23 protein-coding genes and 2 tRNA genes are annotated in these 24,433 nt (G+C 67.6%); 9 read left to right on the top strand and 16 right to left on the bottom strand.

The window, feature by feature from the left end:
* The first annotated feature begins 100 nt into the window (after window positions 1–100).
* The 4 genes from pdhA to ACYVGE_RS00275 are packed head-to-tail and all read left to right on the top strand — an operon-like array spanning window position 101 to window position 4,067.
* Window positions 101–1,192, top strand: coding sequence for a pyruvate dehydrogenase (acetyl-transferring) E1 component subunit alpha (pdhA, locus tag ACYVGE_RS00290; protein ID WP_460726013.1), 1,092 nt, complete (start codon window positions 101–103; stop codon window positions 1,190–1,192).
* A gap of 14 nt (window positions 1,193–1,206) precedes the next feature.
* A complete protein-coding gene (locus ACYVGE_RS00285; protein ID WP_310056300.1) occupies window positions 1,207–2,217 on the top strand; it encodes an alpha-ketoacid dehydrogenase subunit beta in 1,011 nt (336 codons plus the stop codon).
* A 57-nt stretch (window positions 2,218–2,274) separates the two neighbouring features.
* Complete coding sequence (locus ACYVGE_RS00280) at window positions 2,275–3,621, top strand: dihydrolipoamide acetyltransferase family protein (RefSeq protein WP_460726011.1); 1,347 nt, start codon at window positions 2,275–2,277, stop codon at window positions 3,619–3,621.
* Window positions 3,622–3,680: 59 nt separating this feature from the next.
* Window positions 3,681–4,067 (top strand): VOC family protein, encoded by a 387-nt coding sequence (locus ACYVGE_RS00275; protein WP_460726009.1) that lies wholly within the window; start codon window positions 3,681–3,683, stop codon window positions 4,065–4,067.
* A gap of 45 nt (window positions 4,068–4,112) precedes the next feature.
* Here ACYVGE_RS00275 and ACYVGE_RS00270 read toward each other — a convergent pair whose 3' ends face one another.
* Window positions 4,113–5,222, bottom strand: coding sequence for a GGDEF domain-containing protein (locus ACYVGE_RS00270; protein ID WP_460726007.1), 1,110 nt, complete (start codon window positions 5,220–5,222; stop codon window positions 4,113–4,115).
* A gap of 84 nt (window positions 5,223–5,306) precedes the next feature.
* On the bottom strand, window positions 5,307–6,629 hold the full coding sequence (locus ACYVGE_RS00265) for a tryptophan--tRNA ligase (protein ID WP_460726005.1): 1,323 nt from the start codon (window positions 6,627–6,629) through the stop codon (window positions 5,307–5,309).
* Between the two features lie 136 nt (window positions 6,630–6,765).
* On the opposite strand from ACYVGE_RS00265, the gene ACYVGE_RS00260 reads away from it, so the two are divergent.
* Entirely contained in the window at window positions 6,766–7,578 is an 813-nt protein-coding gene (locus ACYVGE_RS00260; protein ID WP_460726003.1) for a hypothetical protein, read from the top strand.
* Window positions 7,579–7,756: 178 nt separating this feature from the next.
* Here ACYVGE_RS00260 and ACYVGE_RS00255 read toward each other — a convergent pair whose 3' ends face one another.
* The 4 genes from ACYVGE_RS00255 to ACYVGE_RS00240 all read right to left on the bottom strand — a co-directional run bounded on the left by ACYVGE_RS00255 (window position 7,757) and on the right by ACYVGE_RS00240 (window position 9,405).
* Window positions 7,757–7,903 carry an entericidin A/B family lipoprotein gene (locus ACYVGE_RS00255; protein ID WP_460726001.1) on the bottom strand — a complete coding sequence of 49 codons (147 nt, stop codon included), beginning with the start codon at window positions 7,901–7,903 and terminating at the stop codon, window positions 7,757–7,759.
* 226 nt (window positions 7,904–8,129) lie between these two features.
* Window positions 8,130–8,264 (bottom strand): entericidin A/B family lipoprotein, encoded by a 135-nt coding sequence (locus ACYVGE_RS00250; protein ID WP_310055933.1) that lies wholly within the window; start codon window positions 8,262–8,264, stop codon window positions 8,130–8,132.
* A 118-nt stretch (window positions 8,265–8,382) separates the two neighbouring features.
* The gene (gene rocF, locus ACYVGE_RS00245) at window positions 8,383–9,306 is read right to left on the bottom strand and encodes an arginase (RefSeq protein ID WP_460725998.1); all 924 of its coding nucleotides are present in this window, start codon (window positions 9,304–9,306) and stop codon (window positions 8,383–8,385) included.
* 14 nt (window positions 9,307–9,320) lie between these two features.
* Window positions 9,321–9,405 (bottom strand) — tRNA-Arg (locus ACYVGE_RS00240).
* A gap of 425 nt (window positions 9,406–9,830) precedes the next feature.
* Between ACYVGE_RS00240 and ACYVGE_RS00235 the strand changes: the two genes are divergently transcribed.
* The gene (locus tag ACYVGE_RS00235) at window positions 9,831–10,037 is read left to right on the top strand and encodes a hypothetical protein (protein WP_460725996.1); all 207 of its coding nucleotides are present in this window, start codon (window positions 9,831–9,833) and stop codon (window positions 10,035–10,037) included.
* A 51-nt stretch (window positions 10,038–10,088) separates the two neighbouring features.
* A complete protein-coding gene (locus tag ACYVGE_RS00230) occupies window positions 10,089–10,316 on the top strand; it encodes a hypothetical protein (RefSeq protein ID WP_460725994.1) in 228 nt (75 codons plus the stop codon).
* A gap of 136 nt (window positions 10,317–10,452) precedes the next feature.
* Here the strand turns inward: ACYVGE_RS00230 and ACYVGE_RS00225 are convergent.
* The 4 genes from ACYVGE_RS00225 to birA all read right to left on the bottom strand — a co-directional run bounded on the left by ACYVGE_RS00225 (window position 10,453) and on the right by birA (window position 13,061).
* A tRNA-Thr gene (locus tag ACYVGE_RS00225) sits at window positions 10,453–10,528 on the bottom strand.
* A gap of 60 nt (window positions 10,529–10,588) precedes the next feature.
* Window positions 10,589–11,305 carry an SPOR domain-containing protein gene (locus ACYVGE_RS00220; protein WP_460725992.1) on the bottom strand — a complete coding sequence of 239 codons (717 nt, stop codon included), beginning with the start codon at window positions 11,303–11,305 and terminating at the stop codon, window positions 10,589–10,591.
* A 23-nt stretch (window positions 11,306–11,328) separates the two neighbouring features.
* Entirely contained in the window at window positions 11,329–12,069 is a 741-nt protein-coding gene (locus ACYVGE_RS00215; protein ID WP_460725990.1) for a type III pantothenate kinase, read from the bottom strand.
* Entirely contained in the window at window positions 12,066–13,061 is a 996-nt protein-coding gene (birA, locus tag ACYVGE_RS00210) for a bifunctional biotin--[acetyl-CoA-carboxylase] ligase/biotin operon repressor BirA (RefSeq protein WP_460725988.1), read from the bottom strand. The genes ACYVGE_RS00215 and birA overlap by 4 nt, the downstream gene beginning before the upstream one ends.
* A 136-nt stretch (window positions 13,062–13,197) precedes the next feature.
* Between birA and ACYVGE_RS00205 the strand changes: the two genes are divergently transcribed.
* Both ACYVGE_RS00205 and ACYVGE_RS00200 read left to right on the top strand, forming a co-directional pair.
* Window positions 13,198–13,467, top strand: coding sequence for a hypothetical protein (locus ACYVGE_RS00205; protein ID WP_460725986.1), 270 nt, complete (start codon window positions 13,198–13,200; stop codon window positions 13,465–13,467).
* Window positions 13,468–13,490: 23 nt separating this feature from the next.
* Window positions 13,491–14,234: a M90 family metallopeptidase gene (locus ACYVGE_RS00200; RefSeq protein WP_460725984.1), complete on the top strand. Its 744-nt coding sequence runs from the start codon at window positions 13,491–13,493 to the stop codon at window positions 14,232–14,234.
* A gap of 40 nt (window positions 14,235–14,274) precedes the next feature.
* On the opposite strand, the gene ACYVGE_RS00195 is transcribed toward ACYVGE_RS00200, so the two are convergent.
* From ACYVGE_RS00195 to ACYVGE_RS00170, 6 genes are all read right to left on the bottom strand, one after another.
* On the bottom strand, window positions 14,275–15,672 hold the full coding sequence (locus tag ACYVGE_RS00195; RefSeq protein ID WP_460725982.1) for an ATP-binding protein: 1,398 nt from the start codon (window positions 15,670–15,672) through the stop codon (window positions 14,275–14,277).
* Window positions 15,673–15,831: 159 nt separating this feature from the next.
* Window positions 15,832–16,515, bottom strand: a complete 684-nt coding sequence (locus ACYVGE_RS00190) for a response regulator transcription factor (protein WP_460725980.1) — start codon at window positions 16,513–16,515, stop codon at window positions 15,832–15,834.
* A 177-nt stretch (window positions 16,516–16,692) separates the two neighbouring features.
* Complete coding sequence (locus ACYVGE_RS00185) at window positions 16,693–17,094, bottom strand: PepSY domain-containing protein (RefSeq protein WP_460725978.1); 402 nt, start codon at window positions 17,092–17,094, stop codon at window positions 16,693–16,695.
* Window positions 17,095–17,238: 144 nt separating this feature from the next.
* Window positions 17,239–18,150 (bottom strand): arginine deiminase-related protein, encoded by a 912-nt coding sequence (locus tag ACYVGE_RS00180; protein ID WP_460725976.1) that lies wholly within the window; start codon window positions 18,148–18,150, stop codon window positions 17,239–17,241.
* A complete protein-coding gene (dusA, locus tag ACYVGE_RS00175; protein ID WP_460725974.1) occupies window positions 18,147–19,196 on the bottom strand; it encodes a tRNA dihydrouridine(20/20a) synthase DusA in 1,050 nt (349 codons plus the stop codon). The genes ACYVGE_RS00180 and dusA overlap by 4 nt, the downstream gene beginning before the upstream one ends.
* A 131-nt stretch (window positions 19,197–19,327) precedes the next feature.
* Entirely contained in the window at window positions 19,328–24,412 is a 5,085-nt protein-coding gene (locus ACYVGE_RS00170; RefSeq protein WP_460725972.1) for an OmpA family protein, read from the bottom strand.
* Window positions 24,413–24,433: the final 21 nt, after the last annotated feature.

Genomic DNA, 24,433 nt, shown 5'->3' with positions numbered 1-24,433 from the left:
TCTGTTTGCGTGCGCCCCCGTCTTGCCGCAATGCGCAACGGGCTGTTTACGCCCGGCGGGTATCATCTGCCGGTTGACGAAAGCCAGTGAAGGACTAGCGATGACCGACGTGCCTGCCAGGAAAGTCGTGGCGACCTACGAGATCGAATACCTGCAATACCTGGGTCCCGACGGCAAGCTCGTCGCCGAACTGCCGCCCGCCTTCCGCGACGCCAGGGCCCTGCTGCCGCTGTTCAAGCAGATGCTGTTCGTGCGCGTGTTCGACACCAAGGCGATCGCGCTGCAGCGGACCGGCAAGCTCGGCACCTATGCCTCCTGCCTCGGCCACGAGGCCACCCACATCGGCATCGGCGCCTCGATGAGGCCCGAGGACGTGTTCGCCCCCAGTTACCGCGAGTACGGCGCGCAGTTCATGCGCGGCGTGCAGCCGCGCGACGTGCTGATGTACTGGGGCGGCGACGAGCGCGGCAACGATTTCGCCGGTCCGAAACACGACTACCCATGGTGCGTGCCGATCTCCACGCAATGCCTGATGGCGGCCGGCGCGGCGCTGTCGTTCAAGTTGCGCAAGCAGGACCGCATCGCCGTGGCCTGCTGCGGCGATGGCGGATCGTCCAAGACCGACTTCTACGCCGCGCTGAATTCCGCCGGCGCCTACACCGCGCCACTGGTGCTGTGCGTGATCAACAACGGCTGGGCGATCTCGGTGCCGCGTTCGGCCCAGACCGGCGCCACCACGCTGGCGCAGAAGGGTCTCGCCGGCGGCCTGGACTGCCTGCAGGTCGACGGCAACGACCTGTTCGCGGTCATGGAAGGCATGCGCCGCGCCACCGAGCGCGCGCGCAACGGCGGTGGCGGCAGCGTGATCGAGTTCCTCACCTACCGCCTGCACGACCACACCACCGCCGACGACGCGCGCCGCTACCGCGCCGACGAGGAAGTGAAGGCCGCCTGGGCGCGCGATCCGATCCCGCGCCTGCGCACCTACCTCATGGCGCAGGGCCTGTGGACCGAGGCCGAGGAGAAGGCCTGGGCCGACGAGTGCGGCAAGCGCGTAGACGAGGAGATCAACGCCTACCTCAACACGCCGGTGCAGCCGGTCGAGGCCATGTTCGACTACCTGTACGCCGATCCACCGCCGGACCTGCTCGAACAACGCGCCGCCGCGCTCGCGCTGGAGGGCCGCTCGTGAACAAGGCCGAGACCATGTCCAAGACTGAAGCCGCCACTGCCACGCCCACCGCCATCACGCTGATCGAAGCGATCACGCAGGCGCTGGCCTATGAGATGCGCCATGACGACGCGGTCGTCGTGCTCGGCGAGGACGTCGGCGTCAACGGCGGCGTGTTCCGCGCCACCGCCGGCCTGCAGCAGACCTTCGGCGCCGAGCGCGTGCTCGACACGCCGCTGGACGAGACCACCATCGCCGGCCTGACCGTCGGCATGGCCTCGCAGGGCATGAAGCCGGTCGCCGAAGCCCAGTTCGACGGCTTCATGTACCCGATGGTCGACTTCATCGTCTGCCATGCCGCGCGCATGCGCTACCGCACTCGCGGCCGCCTGCATTGCCCGATGGTGCTGCGCGTGCCGTGGGGCGGCGGCATTCGCGCGCCGGAACACCATTCCGAGGCGAACGAAGCCATCTTCACCAACGTGCCGGGCCTGCGCGTGGTGCTGCCTTCCTCGCCGGCGCGCGCCTATGGCCTGCTGCTCGCCGCGATCCGCGATCCGGATCCGGTGATCTTCATGGAGCCCAAGCGCATCTATCGCCAGTACAAGGAACTCGTTCCCGACGACGGCGAAGCATTGCCGCTGGATGTCTGCTACGTGCTGCGCGACGGCACCGACGTCACCCTCGTGACCTGGGGCGCGCAGGTGAAGGAAACGCTGGAAGCCGCCGAGAAGCTGGCCGCCGACGGCATCAGTGCCGAGGTCATCGACGTCGCCACGCTGCGTCCGCTCGACTTCGCCACCATCGCCGAATCGGTCAGCCGCACCGGTCGCTGCGTGATCGTGCACGAGGCGCCCAAGACCGCCGGGTTTGGCGCCGAGATCGCCGCGCGCCTGGCCGAGGAGTCGATGTTCGACCTGCTCGCGCCGGTCGAGCGCGTCACCGGTTACGACACGCACATCCCGCTGTTCCGCCTGGAGATGAAGTACCTGCCGAGCGTGGACCGCATCATTACCGCGGCCAAGCGCGCGCTCGCCGCGGGCTGACGCCTGCGCTCCACACACGACAACGTCCCGGCAACATTACCGATCGAGAAACCACCCATGGCCGAACACAAGACCTTCCTGCTCCCCGACCTCGGCGAAGGCCTGCCGGATGCCACCATCGTCGAATGGATGGTCAAGCCCGGCGACACGATCCTGCTCGACGCGCCGCTGGTGTCGATGGAAACCGCGAAGGCCGTGGTCGAGGTGCCGTCGCCGGTCTCGGGCAAGGTGCTCAAGCTGGCCGGCGGCCCGGGTGACGTGATCGTCACCGGCAAGATGCTGGCGGAGTTCGAACTCGATGCCTCGTTGCCGCAGCGCGCCGAGGGCCAGGACACCGGCCACCACCACGGTGGCGGCGACCACGCCCCGGCGGCTCCCGCGAAGCCGGCGGCGCCCGAGGCGAAGACCGAGGCGGCACGCGAGGACAGCGGCACCGTGGTCGGCGCGATGCAGAGTTCGGACGCGGTGCGCAGCGAAAGCGCGGTCGCGGTCGGCGGCGTCAAGGCAATGCCGGCGGTGCGTGCGCAGGCGCGCAAGCTCGGCGTGGACATCGCCCGCGTGCGCGCCACCGGCGCCGACGGCGTGGTGACCATGGACGACGTCAAGCGCGCCGCCGCCGAAGGCAGCGCCAAGGTCGGTGCGGCTGCTCCGGCGGCCCGCATGGCCCCTTCCGCTCCCGCCGCGCCAGCCGCGGCACCGGCCTCGCGCAGCACGCTCTCGCAGTCCGGCAAGCCGATGCGCACGCAGCCGCCGGGCGTCACCGCCAGCGGCCAGCCCGAGCAGCTCAAGGGCGTGCGCCGCAACATGGCGCGGGTGATGGCCGACGCGCACAGCAAGGTCGTGCCCACCACGCTGGTCGACGATGCCGACCTGCATGCCTGGATCGGCAAGCAGGACATCACCGCGCGCCTGGTGCGCGCGATGGTGACCGCCTGCAAGACGGTGCCCGCGCTCAACGCATGGTTCGACGGCGACAACCTGACCCGCACCCTGCATCCGCACGTCGACGTCGGCATCGCGGTCGACACCGACGATGGCCTGTTCGTGCCCGCGCTGCGCAACGCCGACATGCTCGATGGCGGCAGCATCCGCACCGCGATCCAGCGCCTGCGCGCACAGGTCGAGGACCGCACGATTCCGTCAAGTGAACTCAGCGGCTACACGATCTCGCTGTCGAACTTCGGCATGTTCGCCGGCCGCTACGCCACTCCGGTGGTGGTGCCGCCGTGCGTGGCGATCATCGGCGCCGGCAAGCTCTCGCACGACGTGGTGGCGGTGATGGGTGGCATCGAAGTGCACCGTCGCATGCCGATCTCGCTGACCTTCGACCATCGCGCCTGCACCGGCGGCGAGGCGGCGCGTTTCCTGAAGGCTCTCCTGGACGACATGTCTCTGCCGAATTGATGCCGTAGCGCGCCGGAACCAATGTGCGGGGTCCGCGGCCCCGCCTTCGGAGAATGACGATGGCCCATCGCAGCCGCCTTGCCGGTTTCATCATCGACTGCAACACGGACAATCTCGACGCGGCGGCGGATTTCTGGAGCCAGGCGTTGGGCCTGACCATCGCCGACCGCGATGCGGGCGACGACACCGCGGAGTACCAGCTGTTCGGCGGTACGCCGGCCGACCTGTGCATCGAGGTGCAGAAGGTCGAGCACCCGTCGCGCGTGCACCTGGACATCGAAGCGGACGACGTCGACGCCGAAGCCGCGCGCCTGGAAGCGCTGGGCGCCAGGAAGATCGGATTCATCAAACGCTGGTGGGTGATGGAAGCACCGACCGGCCAGCGCTTCTGCGTGGTGAAAATGCACCACCCCGAGCGTGGCGCGCCCCCTGCCGAATGGCCGTGAGCGGCCACGCGCCGCTGCAGGCGTGACCCACCGGTCCGGGTTTCGCTAATCCGGGTTGATGCTGGTGAACAGCGGCGTGTCGTCCACCACCACGCGATCGCGTCCTCCCGCCTTGGCGCGATAGAGCGCCTGGTCGGCACGGTCGAAGGTCTGTTCGGGCCGGTCGCGCGTGGGATCGCCAGCGGCGATGCCCACCGACACCGTGATCGGGAATGGCAGCGGCGCGCGGGCGACCTGCTCGCGTATCCGTTGTGCGACCTCGGTGGCGCCGTCGAGCGCGGTGCCCGGCAGGTAGACCACGATTTCCTCGCCGCCGAAGCGCACCGCGATGTCGCTCTTGCGTATCGAGGTCAGCACCGCCTGCGCCACCGCGCGCAGGGCCTGGTCGCCGGCAAGATGGCCGTGCGCGTCGTTGACCATCTTGAAGTGGTCGATATCGAGCAGCAGCAGGGTATAGGGCGGTCGCTCGGACGGATCGCGCTTGAGCGTGTCCGCGAGCACTTCCTCCATCGCCGCGCGATTGAGCAGGCCGGTGAGCGGATCGCGCGTCGCCGACTGTTGCAGTTCCTCGTGCCGGCGCTGCAACTCGGCACGCGCCTGCTCGGCGCGCTGCGCCGCCGCTTCGCGTGCATTGAGCAGGTGTCCCTGCTCCAGCATCAGGCGGCGCAGTTCCAGCAGATGCTGTGTCTGCCTCGCCAACAGTTCCAACCCTTCGACCTGCGCTGCCACCAGGTGGCGTGGCACCGTGTCGGCGACGCTCAGGGTGCCCAGCGGATAGCCGTCGGGACTGAGCAGCGGCACGCCCGCGTAGAAGCGCGGTGGCAGGCCACCGAGTCGGCGGCGCTTGGCCGCGGGAATCGGGTCGATGTCCAGGTCGTCGATCACCAGCGTGCGCCCGGGCTGGTCGATGGCGTGGTTGCACAGCGACAGTTCGCGCGACACCTGCGGCTGGTCGACGCCGATCTGCGCCTTGAACCAGACGCGGTCGCGATCGATGAGGGAAATCGAGGCGGCATACACGCCGCAGAGCATCACCGCCAGGCGGACGATGTCGTCGAACGCCTGCTCGGGGCCGCTGTCGACGATCGCATAGGTGTCCAGGGCCGCCTGCCGGGCGGCTTCACTGTCGATCGTCTGCGCGGGCACGCGGGACATGGCACGTCACGATTGCGCCGCGACCGGGCGGAGTCAAGTAATCCGGGAGTGGCCTCTCATCCGGCCTCCCCGGATAAACCGCGCTCACTCCCCTTCCGCGAGCTGCGCCAGGGCTTCCGCAACGTCGGCCAGCTCGGCCGCGTCATGCAGGTGGCCGATCAGTTCTTCACCCAGGTGCAGCGCGTCGGCGTCCGCATGGCGCAGCGCGGAGGCGCCTTCGCGCTTCAGGCGGGCGATCAGCTGGCCCGCGTCCTTGGGCGAGGCAAAACCGATGCTCTGCACGAGCACGCGTTCACCGTCGACGAACTTGAAGTAGAAACGGCCATCGGCCTCGCGGTATTGCTTGAACATCGGCAGCGCGGACTTTTCCTTCTTCGCCGTGGCCGACGACGCCACGTTCGACAGGTCGCGCAGGCCCACCGCCTCGCGCAGGCGCGCCAGCAGTGGCGTCGCATGCCGCGCGCGCAGGCGCGCGGCGCCGTCGCGCAGGATCGCTTCGATCTCCGCGGGCCTTGCCATCAGCGCTTCGTATTTCTCGCGCAGCGGCGCCACTTCCGCGTCGATGCGTTCGAACAGCGTCTGCTTGGCATCGCCCCAGCCGATGCCATCGGCGTAGGCCTGGCGCATCGCCGCGGTTTCTTCCGTCGAGGCGAACGCCTGGTACAGCTGGAACACGTTGGAATTGTCCGCATCCTTGGGTTCGCCGGGCGCGCGCGAATCGGTGACGATGCCGGCGATCAGTTTCTTCAGCTGCTCCCGCGGCGCGAACAGCGGAATGGTGTTGTCGTAGCTCTTGCTCATCTTGCGGCCGTCGAGGCCGGGCAACGTCGCCACGTGCTCCTCGATCGCCGCCTCCGGCAATGTGAAGTGTTCGCCATAGAGATGGTTGAAGCGCTGGCCGAAGTCGCGCGCCATCTCGATGTGCTGCACCTGGTCGCGGCCGACCGGCACCTTGTGCGCGTTGAACAGCAGGATGTCCGCGGCCATCAGCACCGGGTACATGAAGAGGCCCGCGGTAATCGCGGCATCGTCGTCGAGTGCTTCGGCGCGGTTCTTGTCGACGGATGCCTTGTAGGCATGCGCGCGGTTGAGGATGCCCTTGCCGGCGACGCAGCTGAGGAACCAGGTGAGCTCCGGGATCTCGGGGATGTCGCTCTGGCGGTAGAACCACACCGACGCCGGGTCGAGGCCGCAGGCGAGCCAGGTCGCGGCGATTTCCAGGGTCGAGCGCTGCACGCGTGCCGGATCGCTGACCTTGATCAGGGCATGGTAGTCGGCGAGGAAGTAGTAGCTCTCCACGTTCGGATCGCGGCTGGCGGCGATGGCCGGACGCACGGCGCCGACGTAGTTGCCGAGGTGCGGCGTGCCCGAAGTGGTGATGCCGGTGAGGACGCGGGTGCGGGACATGCGAAGCGGACTCGAGGTTCAGGACGCGGTCGGGCAGTTTAACCGCTGGTTCGTCCCCGCCCCGCCCGCGGCCCTCGCGAAACCCCATTCCCGGTGCAGGCGCGTTTGCCCGGATAACCCACCGGGAGTCCGCGCCATGTTCCGCCGCTTCGCCACCCTCGCGCTCTGCGCTGCCCTTGCCGCCTGCACTTCCGTGCAGGCACGTCCCCTGGTCGATGTGGGCGTGGTCGATCGTGACCGTGGCTACGCACCCGACGGAGGCTGGCTCGGCCAGATCCATCATCGCGGCCAGGACTGGATCGAAGGCGAACCCGGCCATCGCTATTCGGTGCGCCTGACCAACACCAGCGGCGGCCGCGTGCTCGTGGTGCTGTCGGTCGACGGCATCAATGCGGTCACCGGGCAGACCGCGCATCCGTCGCAGGCCGGCTATGTGCTCGAACCGTGGGAAAGCACCGAGATCAACGGTTGGCGGAAGTCGCTCGATGACGTCGCCCAGTTCGTGTTCACCGACTTGCCCGACAGCTACGCCGCGCGCACGGGCCGGCCCGACAACGTGGGTGTGATCGGCATCGCCGTGTTCGAGGAGGCGCGGCCGCTCTATTACCCGCCGGCGCCGATCTGGCGCCGCGAAGCACCCGTTGCCCGCGACAGTGCCGACGCCGCGAAGGCGGCAGCGCCGGCGGCCGAGGCGCGCGGCGACAGGCAGCGTGACGAAGCCGCGGCCCAGGGCCTGGGCACCGGTCATGGCGAACGCGAATGGGCACCGGTGTCCCGCACCGGCTTCGTGCGCGCCACGCGATCACCCGCGCAGGTGAGTCAGTTGCGCTATGACGACTACCGCGCGCTGGTCGCACGCGGCGTATTGCCACGGCAGCCCGGATACCGCTGGCAGCACGCGGAACCCGAGGCGTTCCCGGCCGGCTTCGTCGCCGATCCGCCGCGCTGACTCTCGCGATCGATCCTGGTCATGAAGAACGGGCCGGAACGGCCCGTTCGTTGCTTCCGCGTCGACAGTTGCAGTCGCGCCGCCTCGGTTCAGGTGATGCAACCATTGAACAACGACATCCGCAACAAAAAGGCCGGGAATCCCGGCCTCTTTGCAGACGGTGCGTTACCTGCGTGGATCAGCAATGCTCGCCCTTGCAGGCTTCCTTTTCGACTTTTTCGCCGGCCTTCTGCACGTCCTTGCCCGCGCCCGCCATGGTGTTGCAGGCAGTGATGAAACTGGACGAGAACGCAACCAGCAGCAGCAGGAAAATCAGACGCTTCATACCTTTCTCCTTACGGGTGTGTCGGGTGGTACGCCGGTCCGGACTGGGCGTTGGCTTCGTCCTCGCGCATCTAACTCGGACCCGCATGAACTTTCTGTGGAGACGGGTGCGCATAACCTGACCTCCCATTCAGTTTTGAGCGGGAGGCCGCGCCGTGGTTTTCCAGGCGGCAGAAAGCACAAAGGCCGGATTGCTCCGGCCTCTGTGGCGGTCCATGCAGCCAGGGTCAGCTGCTGGCTTTGTCTTCGACCTTCTCGCCGAGCTTCTTCACGTCCTTGCCGAGGCCTTCCATGGTGTTGCAGGCCGACAGGGTCGCGATCGAGAACAGGGCCAGCATAGCCACGGCCATCAGACGCTTCATTGGATTCTCCGGTACGGGTTTCGAAAGGGGCGGTGTGCCGCGCGGGCGCATGGTGTGGTGCCCGGCTGAGCGGTGCAAGGGAACGACGTCACAGCCCGGAATTCGATTCAGGTACCCGCTAGTCGCGCATCAGGGTCGACTTGCCGAACAGGCTCTCGACCAGGTCGACCGCGACTTCGGCGGTCAGGTTGCGGGTATCGATCACCGGGTTGAGCTCCATGATGTCGAGCGACGCCATGCGGCCACTGTCGGCGATCATCTCCATCACCAGCTGCGCCTCGCGGTAGCCCGGGCCACCGGGCACGGTGGTCCCCACGCCGGGCGCGATCGCCGGATCGAGGAAGTCGACGTCGAAGCTGACGTGCAGGTGCGTGTTCTCGTCGACGCCGTCCAGCGCCTCTTCCATCGCCCGCTTCATGCCGACTTCGTCGATGTAGCGCATGTCGTAGACATCCAGACCGTGTTCCTTGACCAGGCGCTTCTCGCCCTCGTCGACGGAACGGATACCGATTTGGCGGATCTCATCGGCGCGCAGCGCGGGGGCGGCACCGCCCAGGTGCGTGAGTTCACGCGGCCCCAGTCCGCACAGGCACGCGACCGGCATGCCATGGATGTTGCCGGACGGAGTCACGTCGCTGGTATTGAAGTCGGCATGCGCGTCGAGCCAGAGCACGCGGAGCTTCTTGCCGGTTTCGCGGCAATGCTGGGCGACGGCGGTGATCGAGCCCAGGCCGAGGCAGTGGTCGCCACCGAGCAGGATCGGCATGCGGCCACCCCGCAGCTCGGCGAGCACGGCGTCCATCACCGCGCGGTTCCAGGCAACGACTTCCGGCAGGTGCCGGTAACCCCCGGTCGGCGGTTGCCAGGGATTGCGCGGACCATCGAGGTTGCCGCGATCGGCGACGTCGATGCCGCGCGAGACCAGCGCCTGCGGCAATCCCGCGATGCGCAGCGCCTCCGGCCCAAGGCGTGCACCCAGGTGTCCGGCGCCGATGTCGGTGGGCGCGCCGATCAGGGAAACAGGAGGAAAGCTGCGGCTCATGCACCGGATCCGTTTGGTGCGGCTCCCGGAATCGAACCGGGGACCCTACCGCTTAGAAGGCGGCGGGCTTGTAGCCGACACGGTTAAGTGGAAACCCGCAGTTTAACGGGCTGGACGTTGGCTCGGCACCGCCGGGAGCAGCCGAGGTCGACCGACTCCTGAGGCTGCCATCCGGCCGGCCTGCCGGGCTCTGTGGCTCGTTCCGGCCTGCCAACCCACCCGAACCCAGACCCTACCGATCGGTGCTGACCAGCCTCAGAAGTCATCCCAGCCGCTGCCTCGGCCTGCCAGGAGCGCGCGGGGAACGTGGGTTTCAGCGGGCTGGGACGGCCGCTGTTCTAGCGGGTCTGAATTAGGGTGAGTAGCTCAGAACGGCCAACGAATTTTCCCGTTCGTAATCGGAGAACATCGTGTTCGCCAATTGTTGAAGTGCGAGGCGGCGAAGCGCTGGTAGAACGACAGCCATGGCGGAGGAATGACCTCACCGTGTGTTTCTACCTCATATCGACCATAAGGAGATGATGATGCGCGAGCTGACTTTTGACGAAGTTGCCATGGTAGACGGCGGTAGCGTTAGTAGTGATGCCACCTATGGCGCCGCGATTGCCGTAGCAGTTGCATGCGTGGGCGCTCTGATCGCAGTGCCGACAATGGGCGCTAGCACGGCATTGGTTGTCTGGGGTGCCTCGATGGCTTCATCCGCCATCGCGATCAAGGTGGCAAGCGATTGAGCCGCACCAAGCATCAGATGCTGCTTGGAACTATTTCTGGAGGAAAGCGCAATGGGTCACGCGCGATACTTTGTGCGAGTCCACGCAGCCGTATTTTGCATTGCAGCGTTGTTCGGACTCATGCTGTTTTCATTTGGCTATATCGAAAGAGGGCAGCTGTTTTTTGCCACAGTCTTCCTCATGATTTTTGGTGAAGCGGTTCTTGCCGTTACCACTTTCTGTGGACGAGTTCTGGAGCATCAGATCAGGACCGAAGGCATGAAGGCCCGCTACAAATAGGGATTAATCTTGCCGTGATCGGGCATTCGCCCTTAAACGCGTTATACAGTCGAGGCCGCCGAGTGCGGCCTCGCCTGTTTTGCGATGATCGCATCCGGCAACGACATGCACATCGAGTTGCCGATTCGCGGGGAGATGGTGCCGGCTGTCAGAATCGAACTGACGACCTACCGCTTACAAGGCGGTTGCTCTACCAACTGAGCTAAGCCGGCGTGGGAAATGCGGCCCGGGGGCCGCGCTGCGCATTCTAGCCTGCGGTGGCTGCACGCCGGTCAGCGCAGCGCGCAATCGGCCTTGCGGTATTGCGCCGCGGCGATCGTGGCCTGCGCGTGGCGCGGGTCGAACCCGGTGTCCGCGGTCACATCCAGCCACACCGTGCTTGCGGCATCCGGCGCGCCCAGGGCTTCGACCTGCGCGGCGATACCGGCGGCGTTGAGCGCTTCGGCGCGCTTCCTCGCAGCCGCCTCGCCGCCGTAGCGGCCCAAGGCAATCGAATTGGCTTCTGCCCCTTCGCGCACGATGAAGAAATCGTTGAACCCGGCCGCAGCGATGCGCTGCGCGACGCCCTGCGCCTGCTCCGCCGACGGCAACGGCGGCAGGTATACGCGCCAGCCGTGCCCCGAGGCCGGCGCAGCTTGTTCGCGCGTGGCGACATGCTGCACCAGCGGCGCCAGCTTCGCGGCGGCGGCGCTGCCGGCGCCCTTCGATGCGAAGGGACCGAAGCTGAAGCATTGCGGCGCCGGCGGCGCAGGCGGGGCAACGTCGCTGGCAACGGCCGTGGTGGACGGCGACGGCGCTGCAGCGATCCCGGCGGACGGCGCGGGCGGAGGCGCCGGTGCCCGGGCCCCTTCATCCACCAGCTGCAGGCGTGCGACGCCCGGTGGCAGTTGCACGGGCGCGGGCGGCGGCAGCGGATCGCGGGCGATCCACCAGGCGGCGGCCCCGAGGTTGAGCATGGCAAGCAGGACGATGAGTGCGCGAACGAGCATGCGTCGATTCTAGGGGGAAGCTTCTAGGCGATGGAATCGACCGCGGCCCAGATCGCCAGGCCTTCAAGCACCAGCGAGGCGGATTGCACAGCTTCCGGTAGCCGCGCTGCCAGCAGCTCCGCGCCGCCGCCGTGGATCAGCACGCGCGGACGCTGGCCCAGCGTCCGTCGCGCGGCCTCGGCGCTGGACTCGACCAGCGCTAGCGCCGCGCCGTCGCAGCCGGAGGCCAGGGCGTCTTCGGTATCGCTGGCGAAGTCGGCGTAATCCCCGCCCTGCACCGGTAGTTGCGGGGCGCGTTCGTGCAGGACCTCGCGCATCAGGGTGGGCGACGGGGCGATGCGACCGCCGACATGTCGTCCCCCTGCGTCCACCAGATCGATCGTCAGCGCGGTGCCGACGCCGCACACCAGCACGGCTTCGCCTTGATGGCGGCGGTGCGCCGCGAGCATGGCCAGGAAACGGTCGACGCCAAGCTTGTTCGGCTGCGCATAGGCGATCCGGAAGTCGCCGAACACGGCCTGCGTGCGTGCCAGCGAAATGCGGCATGTTCGCGCCGCCAGCGCCTGCAGGAGCGCGACCCGCAGCGCATCGTTGGCGACGCTGGCGACATAGGCGACGTCGATGCGCGGTGGCAGGGCGGCCGCGAGGGCAGCAGCGAGATCGGCTTCGCGATGCGGCAGTGCGATCACGTCGCCCACGCCGTCGGCACGCAACGGCGCACACTTGAGCCGCGTGTTGCCGAGATCGAATACCCACGCGCTCACGCGGCCACGGTCCTGCGCACGCTGACTTCGCCGGCATGGACGTTCTGCTCGCGGCCATCATCGAGGCGCAGTCGCAGGGCGCCGTCTTCGGCAATGCCCAGGGCGATGCCGGATTGCGTGGCGGTGGCCGAATGCAGGGTGACCGCCTGGCCGGCCAGCGCGTCGAATGCGGCGTAGCGCCGCAGGAACGGCGCGAGGCCTTCGGCATCGAACACGTCCAGCGCGGGCAGCAGGTGCGCCAGCACCATGGCCACCACGAGGTTGCGATCGGGCAAGCCATGCGACGCCAGGCCGGCGAGATCGCACCAGGGCTGGTCGATCGCGCGCGCAACCGCGTCGGGCATGCGCACGTTGAGGCCCAACCCGATGACCGCGCGCGCGGGTCCGGCGTGTTCGCCACTGCCCTCGATCAGCAGGCCCCCGAGTTTGCGCAGCCCCTCGGGGCCCGCGACCACCACGTCGTTGGGCCATTTCAGGCGGACCTCGCCGAAGCCCAGCTGGTGCAAGGCCTCGGCCACGGCCACGCCAGCCACCAGGCTCAAACCGCCCAGCCGGGCCAGCCCGCCACCGAAACCGCGTGCAAGCGAGAGATAGAGGTGGGCCGCCAACGGCGAGGCCCAGACGCGCCCGCGGCGTCCGCGGCCGCCGGTCTGGCGCTCGGCCAGCAGGACATCGACTCCAGCCCCGTCGGGGGCGCGGCGACGCAGCAGTTCGCTGTTGGTGGAATCGATGGACCAGGCCACCTCGAGGTTGACGAGTCTCCTGGAGGCCTGTTCAGGCAACACCGCGCGGATGGCCGCGGGGTCCAGCAGCTTCACCGGCTGGGCCAGGGCGTAGCCGCGGCCGGACTGGGCCGTGATGGCGACGCCAGCCTCGCGGAGGTGCTCGATCCGCTTCCATACGGCGGCCCGGGTCTGGCCCGCCGCCTTGGCGAGGGCGTCGCCGCTGGCAGGGCCACGGATCAGGTGTTCGAGCAGTGCGCGATCGTCCATCCGGCAATTATGCGGGGCAGGACCGGCGACAGGCCGGCCTGTTGCGGTGCACCACAATCCGCCCGTCGAATGCAACTCCGGCGGCCACCGGGTGCGATATAGTTCGCGTGATCCCAACTCCGGGAGTGGACTACCCATGCGCCGCATCGCCGTATGCCTGCTGATCATTCTCTCGAGCGCGAGCGTTGCCGCGCGCGAAAGCAAGCTCAGCGACGCCGACGGTGGCAGCTGCCCGACCCGGACGCAGACTGCCGTCACGCGTTCGCCGGATCGTGATCCCTCCTCGATGGCTCTGCCGGTGAAGAAAGCCAAGCCGAGCCTGCCCAGCAGCAGCGGGGGTGGAGGCGATGACGTCCGCCTGCAGTCGCCGCGTTGGCACCGCTTCCTGCCAGGCATGTTCCGCTAAGCATGTTCCGCTAAGCACCCCGCTTGTTCCGCTGGCTGCTCGGGCGAACCCCGCAACCGATAGCTCCCGATCTGTGGCGTGACATCCGCGCCGCATTGCCGTGGGTGGCCGCGCTCGACCCGGAACGGGACGCACGCCTGGCGCAACTCACAGCGCGCTTCCTGCACGAAAAAGTCATCACGCCTGTCGGCGAACTCGTCCTCGACGACCGCGACCGCGGTCGGCTCGCCGCGGCGTGCTGCCTGCCCCTGCTTGAGTTCGGCGCAGCCGGCCTGCGTGGCTGGTCGCAGTTGATCGTCTATCCCGAAGCCTTCCGCGTGAACCGCACCCACGTCGATGCCGCCGGCGTGCTGCACCAATGGGAGGACGAACTGATCGGTGAGTCCTGGGACACCGGCCCGCTGATCCTGTCGTGGGCCGATGTGCTCGCCGACTGCGACGATCCGCACGCGGGTTTCTGCGTGGCGGTGCATGAGATGGCGCACAAGATCGACGTGCTCGATGGCGAACTCGACGGCACCCCGCCCCTGCCAGGACCCTGGCAGCGTGGGTGGGCGCGCGATTTCCAGGCCGCGTACGACGCCTTCGTCGAGGAAGTCGAAGCCGGACGCCAAACGGCCATCGACCCCTATGCCGCCGAAGCGCCCGAGGAGTTCTTCGCCGTCGCCAGCGAATATCACTTCAGCGACCCGCGCCTGCTGCGCGCGGCGATGCCCAGGGTGGCAGCGCACCTGGAACGCTTTTACGGGCCTTCGCCGTTCGCTTGAAGCCGCCGTTCGCTAGCCGCCGTTCGCCTGAAGCCTTGAGTCACAGTCCCGGCGGCAACCTCGCCTCGAAACGCGCACCGCCCAGTTCCTGCGAAGCGAGTACGTCCAGCGTCCCGCGATAGCTGCGCACCATGTCCTGCACGATCGCCAAGCCGATGCCGTGTCCCTGCACGCGCTCGTCGCCGCGCACGCCGCGCTGCAGGATCAGCGCGACCTTTTCCGGCGGAATGCCGGGACCGTCGTCGTCGACCGCCACCAGCAGGCCCGGGCGGCGATTGGGCGCCGTCTCGCCGTGCTGCACGGTCAGCAGCACGCGCGAACGCGCCCACTTGAAGGCGTTTTCCAGCAGGTTGCCCAACAACTCCTGCAGGTCGCCGGGCTCGCCATGGAACTGCACGCCCGGCGCGATTTCGAACTCGCACAGCACGCCCTTGCGCGAGTAGACCTTTTCGAGCCCTTTCACGATTTCCTCGGCATGGGGCTCGATCGCGATCGGGGCAGCGAACAGCTGGTGACCGGACCGCGCCGCGCGCGCGAGCTGGTACGACACCAGGTCGTTCATGCGCCGCAACTGCACGTCGACGTCCCCGCGCAGTTCCGCCTCGGGGCCGGGATGGTCCAGGCGCGCGCGCAGCACGGCGAGCGGCGTCTTCAGGCTATGGGCGAGGTCGGCAAGCGTGTTGCGCTGGCGATCGAGGTTCTCCCGCTCGCTCTCGATGAAGGCGTTGATGCTCTCGGTGAGCGGCTCCAGTTCGCGCGGATGCAGTTCGCTCATGCGCGAGGCGGTGCCGCGCTGCACGCGCTTGAGTTCGTTGATGACATTGCGCAGCGGCCGCAGGCTCCAACGCAGGATCACCGTCTGCAACAACATCAGGATCAGCCCGGCACCGCCCAGGTAGCGCCACAAGGCCGCGCGGAACACCGCGACCTGCTGGCTCAGCGCGGTCGTGTCCTCGAGGATGTAGATGGTGTACGGGAATTCCGCCTTGGCATCGTCTTCCGCGCTCCAGATGAAGCCGCGCCCATAGCGGTATACCTCGCCCGGCGTGCCCTTGATCTGGGTCAGCGGCAGCGGACCTTCGAAGCGTTCCTCGTTCGGCCGCAGCATCTGCGATCCAGGCAGCGTCGGTCCCTGCGCGGAATGCGAATCCCAGTGCGCGTTGGGCAACACGACTTCCGCGTACAAGCCGCTGCCCGGACGCTCGAAGCGCGGGTCGATCGGATCATAGGGCTGGATGAATTCGCCGTTGCGCGCGAACTCGCTCTTGTCGGCGTAGGCCAGCGCATAGTTCTCGAGGCGCTGGTGCAGGTTGTCCTTCGCCGTCTGCAGGAAGGCGCGATCGAGCGCATAGCCGGCGAGCGCGAGGAATGCGATCAGGCCCAGGCTGGCCGCCAGCAACTGGCGGACCTGCAGCGACCGCGGCTGGCGCCAGCTCACGGCGTCGCCTCGTTGCCTGGGGAGGACGCGCTGGGGGGAAACGCTCTATGGGAGCGCGCGCTGGCGGACATGCGATTCATGTGCCGCCAGCGTACAAAGCCCGAACGCCGCGCGCGATCAGCAGCCGTGCGAAATCCGACGCGGTCGCCAATCCAGGCCTCAGTCGCCGCTGCGCGGAATCGCGAAGCGATAACCACGGCCACGCACGGTCTCGATCGGCTTGAGCGAACCATCCGGGTCGAGCTTCTTGCGCAGGCGGCCGATGAACACCTCCAGCACGTTGGAGTCGCGGTCGAAGTCCTGCTGGTAGATGTGCTCGGTGAGGTCGGCCTTCGACACCAGTTCGCCGGCATGCATCATCAGGTACTCCAGCACCTTGTACTCGTAGCTGGTCAGGTCGACGTTGCTGCCGGCGACGCTGACCGTCTGGGCCGCCAGGTCGAGCACGACCGGGCCGCATTCCAGCGACGGCTTGCTCCAGCCGGCCGCGCGGCGGACCAGCGCGTTGATGCGCGCCAGCAGTTCCTCCACGTGGAAGGGCTTGACCAGGTAGTCGTCGGCGCCCTGCTTGAGGCCTTCGACCTTGTCCTGCCAGCTTGAGCGCGCAGTCAGGATCAGCACCGGGAATTTCTTGCCTTCCTCGCGCAGGGCCTTGATCAGGTCCATGCCGGACATCTTGGGCAGGCCCAGGTCGATGATGCCGAGGTCGAAAGGCACCTCGCGGCCCATGTACAGGCCTTCTTCGCCGTCCTGCGCGGCGTCGACCGCAAAGCCTTCGCGTTTGAGGCGGGCGGCCAGGGTTTCGCGGAGGGGAGCTTCGTCCTCGACCAGAAGTATGCGCATGGGGGACTCCTTCAGCAGGCGGCCGTCTTGGCCGGGTGCATTCAGGTTAGTCGTTCAGGTTGTCGCCGGCGCGTGTACAGCAAGCAGCGACCCCTGTTTTGTTCAGCTTAGTGAATGAGGCTGCAACCAGATCGCGCCCCGTCCGGATTCACAGGGAACCAGGACCGGCGGTGCGGCTCAATCGTCGTCGCGAGGTTCCGGCTGGCGGCGATCCTGGCCCTGGGGCTGCGGATCGTCCATGTACACCCGGACGCGGCCGCTGGAATCGATGACCTTCACGCGATTGACGTTGCGCCCATCGAAGGGCACGCGTTCGGCGCTGAGCACCTGGCCGCCGGTGCGGCGCTCGACCCGACGCACGGCATCGGAGAGGGCCCGATGGTCTTCGCCGCGATCGTGGCGCTCGTCCATGCCCTGCGAGCGATCCTCCCGCTGCCCCCGGTCTGCATGGTCAGTAGCGCCGCGGCCCTGACCAGGATCCAGCAACGCCCCAAGACTCTGGGCCGTTGCGTGGCCCATCGGCACCACGAGCACGGCGACCAGGGCCAGGGAAGCGAGTCGGGAAACGGGAAGGGGCATGGGCTCGGGAGTGCTGGGACGCAGGCAGAACGACGAGTGTGCATTCTTGGAACGGCGCAGTGAATCCGGTCTGAACTTTTCCTTCACGGCACGGTCGCGTTCAGCGCACGGCACGGCGCGCGCAAGCAGCACCAGGACGCTGCATCAGTAGATCTCGCCCACACAGCAGCGCAACGAGCCGCCGCCCGCCTCGATGGCATCCATTTCGACCGTGGCCACCGTGAAGCCGGCGACGCGCAAGCGCTCGCGGTTGGCCTCGGTCAGCGTGCGGCCCGCGCGCGCGCTCATCCATACCGTGTCCGCGGACAGCGAGATTGCGTTGCCGACGAAGGCCGCGTGCTCGGCAGGCGAACACGACACGACATGGGGCGCATACAGGGAAGCGATGGCCTCGACCACGGCCGCATCGGCGAATCCCCGCGGGCAGACGATCGCCGCCCGCCCAGCCAGTACGGCCAGCACCACGTTGGTGTGGTACTCGCCCGGCGCGAGATCGAACAGCAGCGTCGCACGCAGGCCGAATGCCTCATGCATCAGGTGCGCGCCCTCTTCGTCGCAGCGTTCGGACAGGCCACAGAAGCCCAGCCCGCGCGCGCGATCGATCACCAGCGCGCCGGTGAGTTCGCAGGGATGTGCCTGCGTCGACAGATCGACCTCGGCGTAATCGAGCACGCCGGCGAAGAAGCCGCGGATGTCGTCGCGCGCGGCTTCGCGCTGGCGCACCGGGTGGCGCATGCGCCCGACCACGTAGCGCCCCGCCGCCGTTCCGAACACGTTGTTGGGGAACAGTGCGTCCGGCGTGTCCGGGCTTCCGGCGAAACAGACGGTGGGGAGGACCCCGGAAAACGCGCGGTGCAGTTCGCGATGCTGCAAGGACGCGCTCGCCGGGTCGAACGCCGCGGCCTGCGCCATGTAGCGGTTGTCCTGCGCCGACTGCTCGGCCAGGGCGAAGCCATCGGGCGCGACCAGGAAGGCCGCGCGCGCGGTGGCCGGGCCGAAATCGGTTGCACAACCACGGGCGAAATCGAGGAAGGCGTTTGTGTCGCGAGTGATCATGCAGAGGCTTCCGCGGTGGCGAAGGACTCGGTCAACGCAAGCGCCTGCTCGACCAGCGACCAGTCCGCACCCGGCTTGTGCGCGCCCTCGCTGAGCACCTGCCGGAAGGCGCGTCCACCGCGTTCGCCGGCAAACAGGCCGAGTATGTGGCGCGTGATGTGCTTGAGGAACGCGCCACGCGCAAGCTCCGCCTCGACATACGGCCGGTAAGCGCGCAGCAGGTCGCCGCGCGTGCGCAGCGTGCCACCGAACCACGCCACATCGAGGCGGTGCAGCAGATAGGGGTCGTGATAGGCCGCGCGGCCGAGCATCGCGCCATCGGCGTGGTCGAGGTGCTGGGTGGCTTCGTCCATCGTCGCGATGCCACCGTTGACGATGATCTGCAGGTGCGGCCGTTCCCGCTTCAACCGATAGGCCCAGTCGTAGCGCAGCGGCGGAACCTCGCGGTTTTCCTTTGGAGACAGGCCCTGCAGCCAGGCGTTGCGCGCGTGGATGACGAACATCTTGCACCCCGCGGCCGCGACGCTGTCGACGAAGTGGGCGAAACGGTCCCATTCATGGTCGTCATCGACGCCGAGACGGCATTTCACCGTCACCGGGATATCGCACGCGGCGATCATCGCGGCGACGCTGTCTCCGACCAGCGCGGGCTCGCGCATCAGGCACGCGCCGAAGCGGCCCGCCTGGACACGATCCGACGGACAGCCGCAGTTGAGGTTGACTTCATCGAAGCCGGCCTCGGCGCCGATGCGCGCAGCCTGTGCCAGGAGCGCCGGCTCGCTGCCGCCCAGCTGCAGCGCGACCGGATGTTCGCTGGCATGCAAGGCGAGCAATTTATGGCGATCGCCGTGGATCACCGCATTCGCGTGCACCATTTCCGTGTAAAGCCGCGCATTCGGTGCAAGCACGCGGTGGAAGGCGCGGCAATGCGTGTCGGTCCAGTCCATCATCGGGGCGACGGACAGGCGCAATGAGGCCGAATAGCGCGACAGATCCCCACCACTCGGGGATTTGTCCTGAGCTCCATTGCGCGCGATTTCGGTCATCGGGAACTATCGTCAGCCGTGGGAGGGACGGCTTGATAGGTTACACCGCGCGTATCGACCTCCATCGGAATGGCTCCATTCCGAGTCTCGAAGGGAGCCGCACCGACCCGCGGCTCCCCGCGTTTACCGCGCTACAACGCGCCGACGACGTTCAGGAACACGCCACGGTGGCGGTAGCTCAGGTCGGTGAGGTTCTCCGAGAAGTCGGTGAAGTTGTATCCCACGCCGGCCTTCACGTGCTCGCCGAAGTAGCGATACACGCCCACCAGCATGCCGCTGCGGGATTCATCGAGGTCCGGCAGTTCCAGCCTGCGGGCCTCCAGCAGCCCCTCCCACTGGTCGAACAACCGCACGTCGGTGCGCATGATGACGAGTTGCGCGCGGTTGTCGAAGAACTGCGGATTCTCGCGATCCAGGCTCACCGACCCCAGGCGGTAGGCGTACTTGCCGCCCACCGACCACGACGGGGTCAGCTCGTAGTTGGCGTCCACCGAGGCGATGTGGCTCTTCTGGATGAATTGCGCCGCCGTGCCGTTGAGCGCCACCTGGTCCGTGGTCGGCACGTTGTAGAAGTACGTGTACTTGGCGAGCGCGTTCAAACGGTTGCTGAGCACCGGGCGGTAGCCGAAGCCGACCACGCCCTCGGTGAACTTGCCGTCGTAGAACTGGCCCTGCGAGCTCTCGCTCATCGAGTGGTCGAGCTTGCCGACCAGGCGCCAGTCGTCGGACATCTGGTACTTGAAGTTGTTGCGGAACAACCAGGTGGTGCGTTCCACGTGCGTGGCGTCGGCCTGCTCGGCGTCGTCGTTGCGATACTCGACACCGCTGGAGACCTGGGTCGGGCCATTGCTGTAGGCCACACGCACGCCGCTCGCACGGCGGTCGGTCTCGGCCGCCGTCTCGCTGTTCTGCAGGGTGCCCAGCTCGGCGTTCGCGCCCACGGTCCAGTGGTCGTCGAGGTTCAGCGACAAGCCGGCGGCATGCGTCAGGCCGCGGGCCTCGTTGGCGTCCTGGTAGCGCTCTTCGGCATAGACGCTGCTGCTGTCCGCCAGTCGGTGCTTCATGCCGCCGACCAGGCTGCCGCGCTGGCCGCCCAGGTTGGTGCCGTCGACAACGTCGCCATGCTCGTTTTCCAGCGCGTAGTTGAGGTACAGGGTGGTCTTGTCGGACACCATGTAGCTGGTGCCCACACGCCCGCCCGGACCCAGGTCGCCGGCCGAGACTTCGGCCTCGAGACGGAACTTGTTGCCACGCAGCGCGGCGCCGGCACCCAGTCGGCCGTTGTCCTGGCGGTCGCCATCCTTCGAAACGGTGCCCTGGACGAAACCCCACGCATTCCAGATGCTGGCGGAGTCGTAACCCACGTGCACCACCGCATCGGTGCGCTGGCCCTGCTCCTGGGTCAGCGGCACCACCGCGCGCTGGTCTTCGCGCTTGTCGTTGCGCACGCCGGTGGCCACGTTCCAGCGATCGTTCAACTGGTACTTGACGTTCACCTCGGCGGCTTCGAGCGTGAGGCCCGCGCCCTGCTCGCGGTGATCCGCCTTGCCGACGACGCTGAGCTTTTCGCCGATCGGCAGGTCGAGCGTGCCGCCGTAGTACGTGCGGTCGGACAGCGTCCCCAGGCCGGGCGCCGAGTAACCGGCATCCTGCGCCTGCGTGTACAGGGTCACCCTGCCCTTGCCGTTCTTGAACACGTCGCCGATGCCGAGGCTGGCGTCGGCGCGATAGCCACTCGCCTCCGCGCCGTCGAACGCCGCCGGATCGGTACCGGTGAAGCCGAAGCCGCCGTCATACGAGAACAGCGAATGCGACGCCAGGCCCGTGGTGCGGCCGCTCTGCAATTTCAGCCAGGTATCGGTGGTCCTGCGCAGCGTGAGGTCCACGCCGAGCACGCTGCTGTCTTCTGCATCGTCACTGCTGCGGCTGCCGGTGAGGCCGATGCCGACATGGTCGTTGACCCACACATGCGCCTGTCCACCGGTGGTGAGCGTGTCGATCTCGTCGAAGCCGGGCGTGTACTCGTAGCGCGCCACCAGCCAGGCCTCGTCTCCCGAGAGACCTCCGTTGTGCACGAGCATGTTGTCGCCGCCCGTGGACGACAGCGGCTCGGAGAGCAGGACGCGACCCTGCAGGTAGTCGATGTCGTAGTCCAGGCCGGGGCGCAACTCGACCGTACCCGTGACCAGCTGCGAGTCCTTGTCGCGCATCTCGATGCGCAGGCGCTCCGAGCCGGTAAGGATGTCCTGGTTGCGCAGGTAGAACAGCGAACCGCCGGTGCCGCGGAATTCCTCGCGACCGGCAATCGTGCCCGGCTCGGCGGCGAAGCCGCTCACGACCGCGCGGCGTTCGCCGAACGCCGTGGTCGCATCCGCCTTCCACTCCGCATTGCCGCCGTAGAGCCCGCGGTCGACCTGGGCCAGTTCGTTGCTCGCGTAGTCGGTCTTGAAGTTGCCCCACATCGCGTAGTCGTCGCCATGCTCGGCGCGCAGGTAGAACTTGCCCAGGGTGGGCGCCATCTCCTCGACGGTGCCGTCATCGCCGAAGGTCGGATAGTGGTAGTCCGGGTCGATGCGGCGGAACAGCGCGTCGGGGGCCTTGTCGAGGAAGTTGCCGAAGATGTCCCCCACCGGCCCCTCGCGCGTGTCGGCACTGCCGGTCACGCGCCAGCCGTTGCCGAACTTCTCGGTGCCGAAGAACGCCAGTCGCCCGTCGAACGAAGAGCTGCGCTCGAAGGCCGTGTTCTCGCCCTGCAGCAGGTCGGCAGGCCCGCTGGTGCTGTTCGTCGACGCGGTCAGGTCGGCGACGCCGACGAAGAAGCGGTCACGCTCGCGCATCTCCAGGTCGCGCAGGTAGAGATTGCCGTTGCCTTCCGCATCGAGCACCGCCACCTCCACGGTGTGCAGGCCTTCGGGCAGGATCTCCTCGGCGATGAAATCGCCCTTGGCGTCCACCGGCACCGGCCGGCCGGCCACCCATACCGTGTGTCCCTCCGGGATGCCGCCGCCACGCACCGCGATGGTGTTGCCACCGATGCGGATGTTGCGCTTCGCAATGTTGCTCTCGCCGTAGCCAGCCAACGGCGGCGCCGCGCCTTCAGCCGTTGCCGGCGCCGGAATATCCGCAACGTTGCCATCGCCCTGGGCATTGACCAGCCACAACGGACGCGGACTGGTCTCGTCGAACCTGCCCTGCTCGTCGTACACGCGCAGCACGTACTGCAATTCACGCCCGGCAGACGGAACTTCCACAACAGCCGGCTGCCACTCGGCTTCGCCGTTCGCGTCCAGCGTCACCGCGGCCAGCGGCGTGCCCTGCACGGACTGTCCCTTCTCCTGGATGCGCACCTCGGCGCGCTGGATGAAGCTGCCGTAGTTCGAGTACATCCGGAAGCGCACCGGCTCGTCGACCAACGCCACCTGCGGCGAAGCGGACACCGACAGGCGCGGCGCGGCCTTGAGGTCGTCGAACTGGAAACGGATGCCCGCATCGTCCAGCGCGACGTCGGTGCAGCGCTGCACGTCGGCGGAGCTGCGGCCCGGATCGTCGATGGGCTGGCCGTTCACCGAGATGTGCATCGGGTTGAGGCCGAAGGCATTGCGCGGCGTCAGTTCGCGGGTCAGGCGGGTGATGTCCACGCCTTCGTAGTCGTCGCGCAGCACAGGCTCGTCGTACACCACCTGCACTTCGATGTAGGAATCCGCGCCCTGGACGAAACCCTCGTTCGGCACGTCCTTGGCCTGCACGAAGCCGTGGCCCTCGTGCTCGACCTGTTCCGGACTGAGCTCCATCAGGCTGCGGATGGTGTCCATCGCGCGGCGCGCGCGCGCCGCAGACAGGCCGATGTCATCCTCGTACACGGAGGCAGTGCGGCGATCCAGGCGCTCGTTGCCGGTGTAGCCGATGAAGCGTAGGCGCACGTTGTCGCGATCCTTGACCTCGGCCATGGCATCGCGCAGGCGGTCGGTGAGGCCGGGCGGAGTGACGATGTCGCTACCGTCCATCGTCAGCACCGGGAGCGGACCACCCGAGGGCTGGTGGACGCGGGTGACGATCTCCTTGTCCGCTTCCGCCGGGCACATCTGCGGCTCTTCGGGCAGTTCCCGCAGCGGATCGTCGTACCAGAACTGCACTTCGATGCGGCGGTTGAGCTCGCGGCCCTGCGGCGTGTCGTTGGCACCAACGAACGCCGTGGCGCCGCGGCCATCACTGAGCACGGCTGCGGCCGGCAAGTTCAATGCCTGCTGCACCGCGAGCGCGGCACGCTGCGCGCGCGCCTTGGACAGCGCGGTCGCATCGCCGTAGATGCGCGCGTTTCGGTCCGACAGGGCCATGTCATCGGTATAGCCGACGAACTTGGCTACCACGTTCTGCTTGCCTTCCAGGTTGGCGAAGCCCTTGCGCACCTGCTCGATGAACGCCGGCGTGACGTCCACGCCTTCTTCGCCGTAATGCAGCGCGGAGACCAGGTTGTTCACCCGCGTGCGGCGCGCCTGCCCTTCCTGGAAACGCATCACGCAGAGTTCCTGCACGCGGCAGACCTTGATCTGGCGGAGCTCTTCCTTGACGACGACCTCTTGTTCCTTCGTCGCGGCCTTGGGTTCGTCGTACCAGACTTCCACTTCCACGCGGCGGTTGCGGGCGCGGCCCGCGTCCGTTGCGTTGCTCGCCACCGGTTTGGTATCGCCCATGCCTTCGAACGCGATCGCTTCCGGTGGCAGCGTGAGTGCGCGTTGCAGCAACTCGGCCACTTCGCCGGCGCGTTCACGCGACAGGCCCTGGTTGTCGCCATAGCGCGCGGTCAGTTCCGGCGACAGACGCTGGTTGTCGGCATGGCCGATCAGGTGCAGGCGCACGTTGGCCTTGCCCTGCACCGATTCCATCGCGCGCCGGATCTTCTCGACGTCCTTGGCGCGGAGGGTGATCGCACCCGAATCGAACTGCAGCGGCGCGATGATGCCGCCCAGCTTCACCGTTTCCATCACCTGGCCATCGACCTGCTGCTTCTCGACGTGATCGCCGCGTTCGGTCTGCAGCACGCTCGGGTCGCGAACCTCCGGGCGAAACGCCTGATCACCGGGCAGATGGCGTTCGACGGATTCGCGGATCGGCGTGTCCTGGATCTGGTCGCTGGCGGTCTGGTCCCCGGTCGCCTGTGCCAACGCCGTGGCGGTCACCAGGCTCAAGGCGAGCAGCGGCAATCGCATGCTTTTCATCAACATGTTCTTCTTCGGCAT

The sequence above is a fragment of the Lysobacter rhizosphaerae genome (assembly GCF_054779795.1).
The sequence above is the reverse complement of the archived record's forward strand: the minus strand, read 5'-3'. Positions and strand labels throughout refer to the sequence as shown.

What these genes read in the sequence shown, in the direction of transcription:
- pdhA (WP_460726013.1), top strand. Translation starts at nt 101, where the DNA reads ATGACCGACGTGCCTGCCAGGAAAGTCGTGGCGACCTACGAGATCGAA.
- ACYVGE_RS00285 (WP_310056300.1), top strand. Translation starts at nt 1,207, where the DNA reads ATGTCCAAGACTGAAGCCGCCACTGCCACGCCCACCGCCATCACGCTG.
- ACYVGE_RS00280 (WP_460726011.1), top strand. Translation starts at nt 2,275, where the DNA reads ATGGCCGAACACAAGACCTTCCTGCTCCCCGACCTCGGCGAAGGCCTG.
- ACYVGE_RS00275 (WP_460726009.1), top strand. Translation starts at nt 3,681, where the DNA reads ATGGCCCATCGCAGCCGCCTTGCCGGTTTCATCATCGACTGCAACACG.
- ACYVGE_RS00270 (WP_460726007.1), bottom strand. Translation starts at nt 5,222, where the DNA reads ATGTCCCGCGTGCCCGCGCAGACGATCGACAGTGAAGCCGCCCGGCAG.
- ACYVGE_RS00265 (WP_460726005.1), bottom strand. Translation starts at nt 6,629, where the DNA reads ATGTCCCGCACCCGCGTCCTCACCGGCATCACCACTTCGGGCACGCCG.
- ACYVGE_RS00260 (WP_460726003.1), top strand. Translation starts at nt 6,766, where the DNA reads ATGTTCCGCCGCTTCGCCACCCTCGCGCTCTGCGCTGCCCTTGCCGCC.
- ACYVGE_RS00255 (WP_460726001.1), bottom strand. Translation starts at nt 7,903, where the DNA reads ATGAAGCGTCTGATTTTCCTGCTGCTGCTGGTTGCGTTCTCGTCCAGT.
- ACYVGE_RS00250 (WP_310055933.1), bottom strand. Translation starts at nt 8,264, where the DNA reads ATGAAGCGTCTGATGGCCGTGGCTATGCTGGCCCTGTTCTCGATCGCG.
- rocF (WP_460725998.1), bottom strand. Translation starts at nt 9,306, where the DNA reads ATGAGCCGCAGCTTTCCTCCTGTTTCCCTGATCGGCGCGCCCACCGAC.
- ACYVGE_RS00235 (WP_460725996.1), top strand. Translation starts at nt 9,831, where the DNA reads ATGCGCGAGCTGACTTTTGACGAAGTTGCCATGGTAGACGGCGGTAGC.
- ACYVGE_RS00230 (WP_460725994.1), top strand. Translation starts at nt 10,089, where the DNA reads ATGGGTCACGCGCGATACTTTGTGCGAGTCCACGCAGCCGTATTTTGC.
- ACYVGE_RS00220 (WP_460725992.1), bottom strand. Translation starts at nt 11,305, where the DNA reads ATGCTCGTTCGCGCACTCATCGTCCTGCTTGCCATGCTCAACCTCGGG.
- birA (WP_460725988.1), bottom strand. Translation starts at nt 13,061, where the DNA reads ATGGACGATCGCGCACTGCTCGAACACCTGATCCGTGGCCCTGCCAGC.
- ACYVGE_RS00205 (WP_460725986.1), top strand. Translation starts at nt 13,198, where the DNA reads ATGCGCCGCATCGCCGTATGCCTGCTGATCATTCTCTCGAGCGCGAGC.
- ACYVGE_RS00190 (WP_460725980.1), bottom strand. Translation starts at nt 16,515, where the DNA reads ATGCGCATACTTCTGGTCGAGGACGAAGCTCCCCTCCGCGAAACCCTG.
- ACYVGE_RS00185 (WP_460725978.1), bottom strand. Translation starts at nt 17,094, where the DNA reads ATGCCCCTTCCCGTTTCCCGACTCGCTTCCCTGGCCCTGGTCGCCGTG.
- ACYVGE_RS00180 (WP_460725976.1), bottom strand. Translation starts at nt 18,150, where the DNA reads ATGATCACTCGCGACACAAACGCCTTCCTCGATTTCGCCCGTGGTTGT.
- dusA (WP_460725974.1), bottom strand. Translation starts at nt 19,196, where the DNA reads ATGACCGAAATCGCGCGCAATGGAGCTCAGGACAAATCCCCGAGTGGT.
- ACYVGE_RS00170 (WP_460725972.1), bottom strand. Translation starts at nt 24,412, where the DNA reads ATGAAAAGCATGCGATTGCCGCTGCTCGCCTTGAGCCTGGTGACCGCC.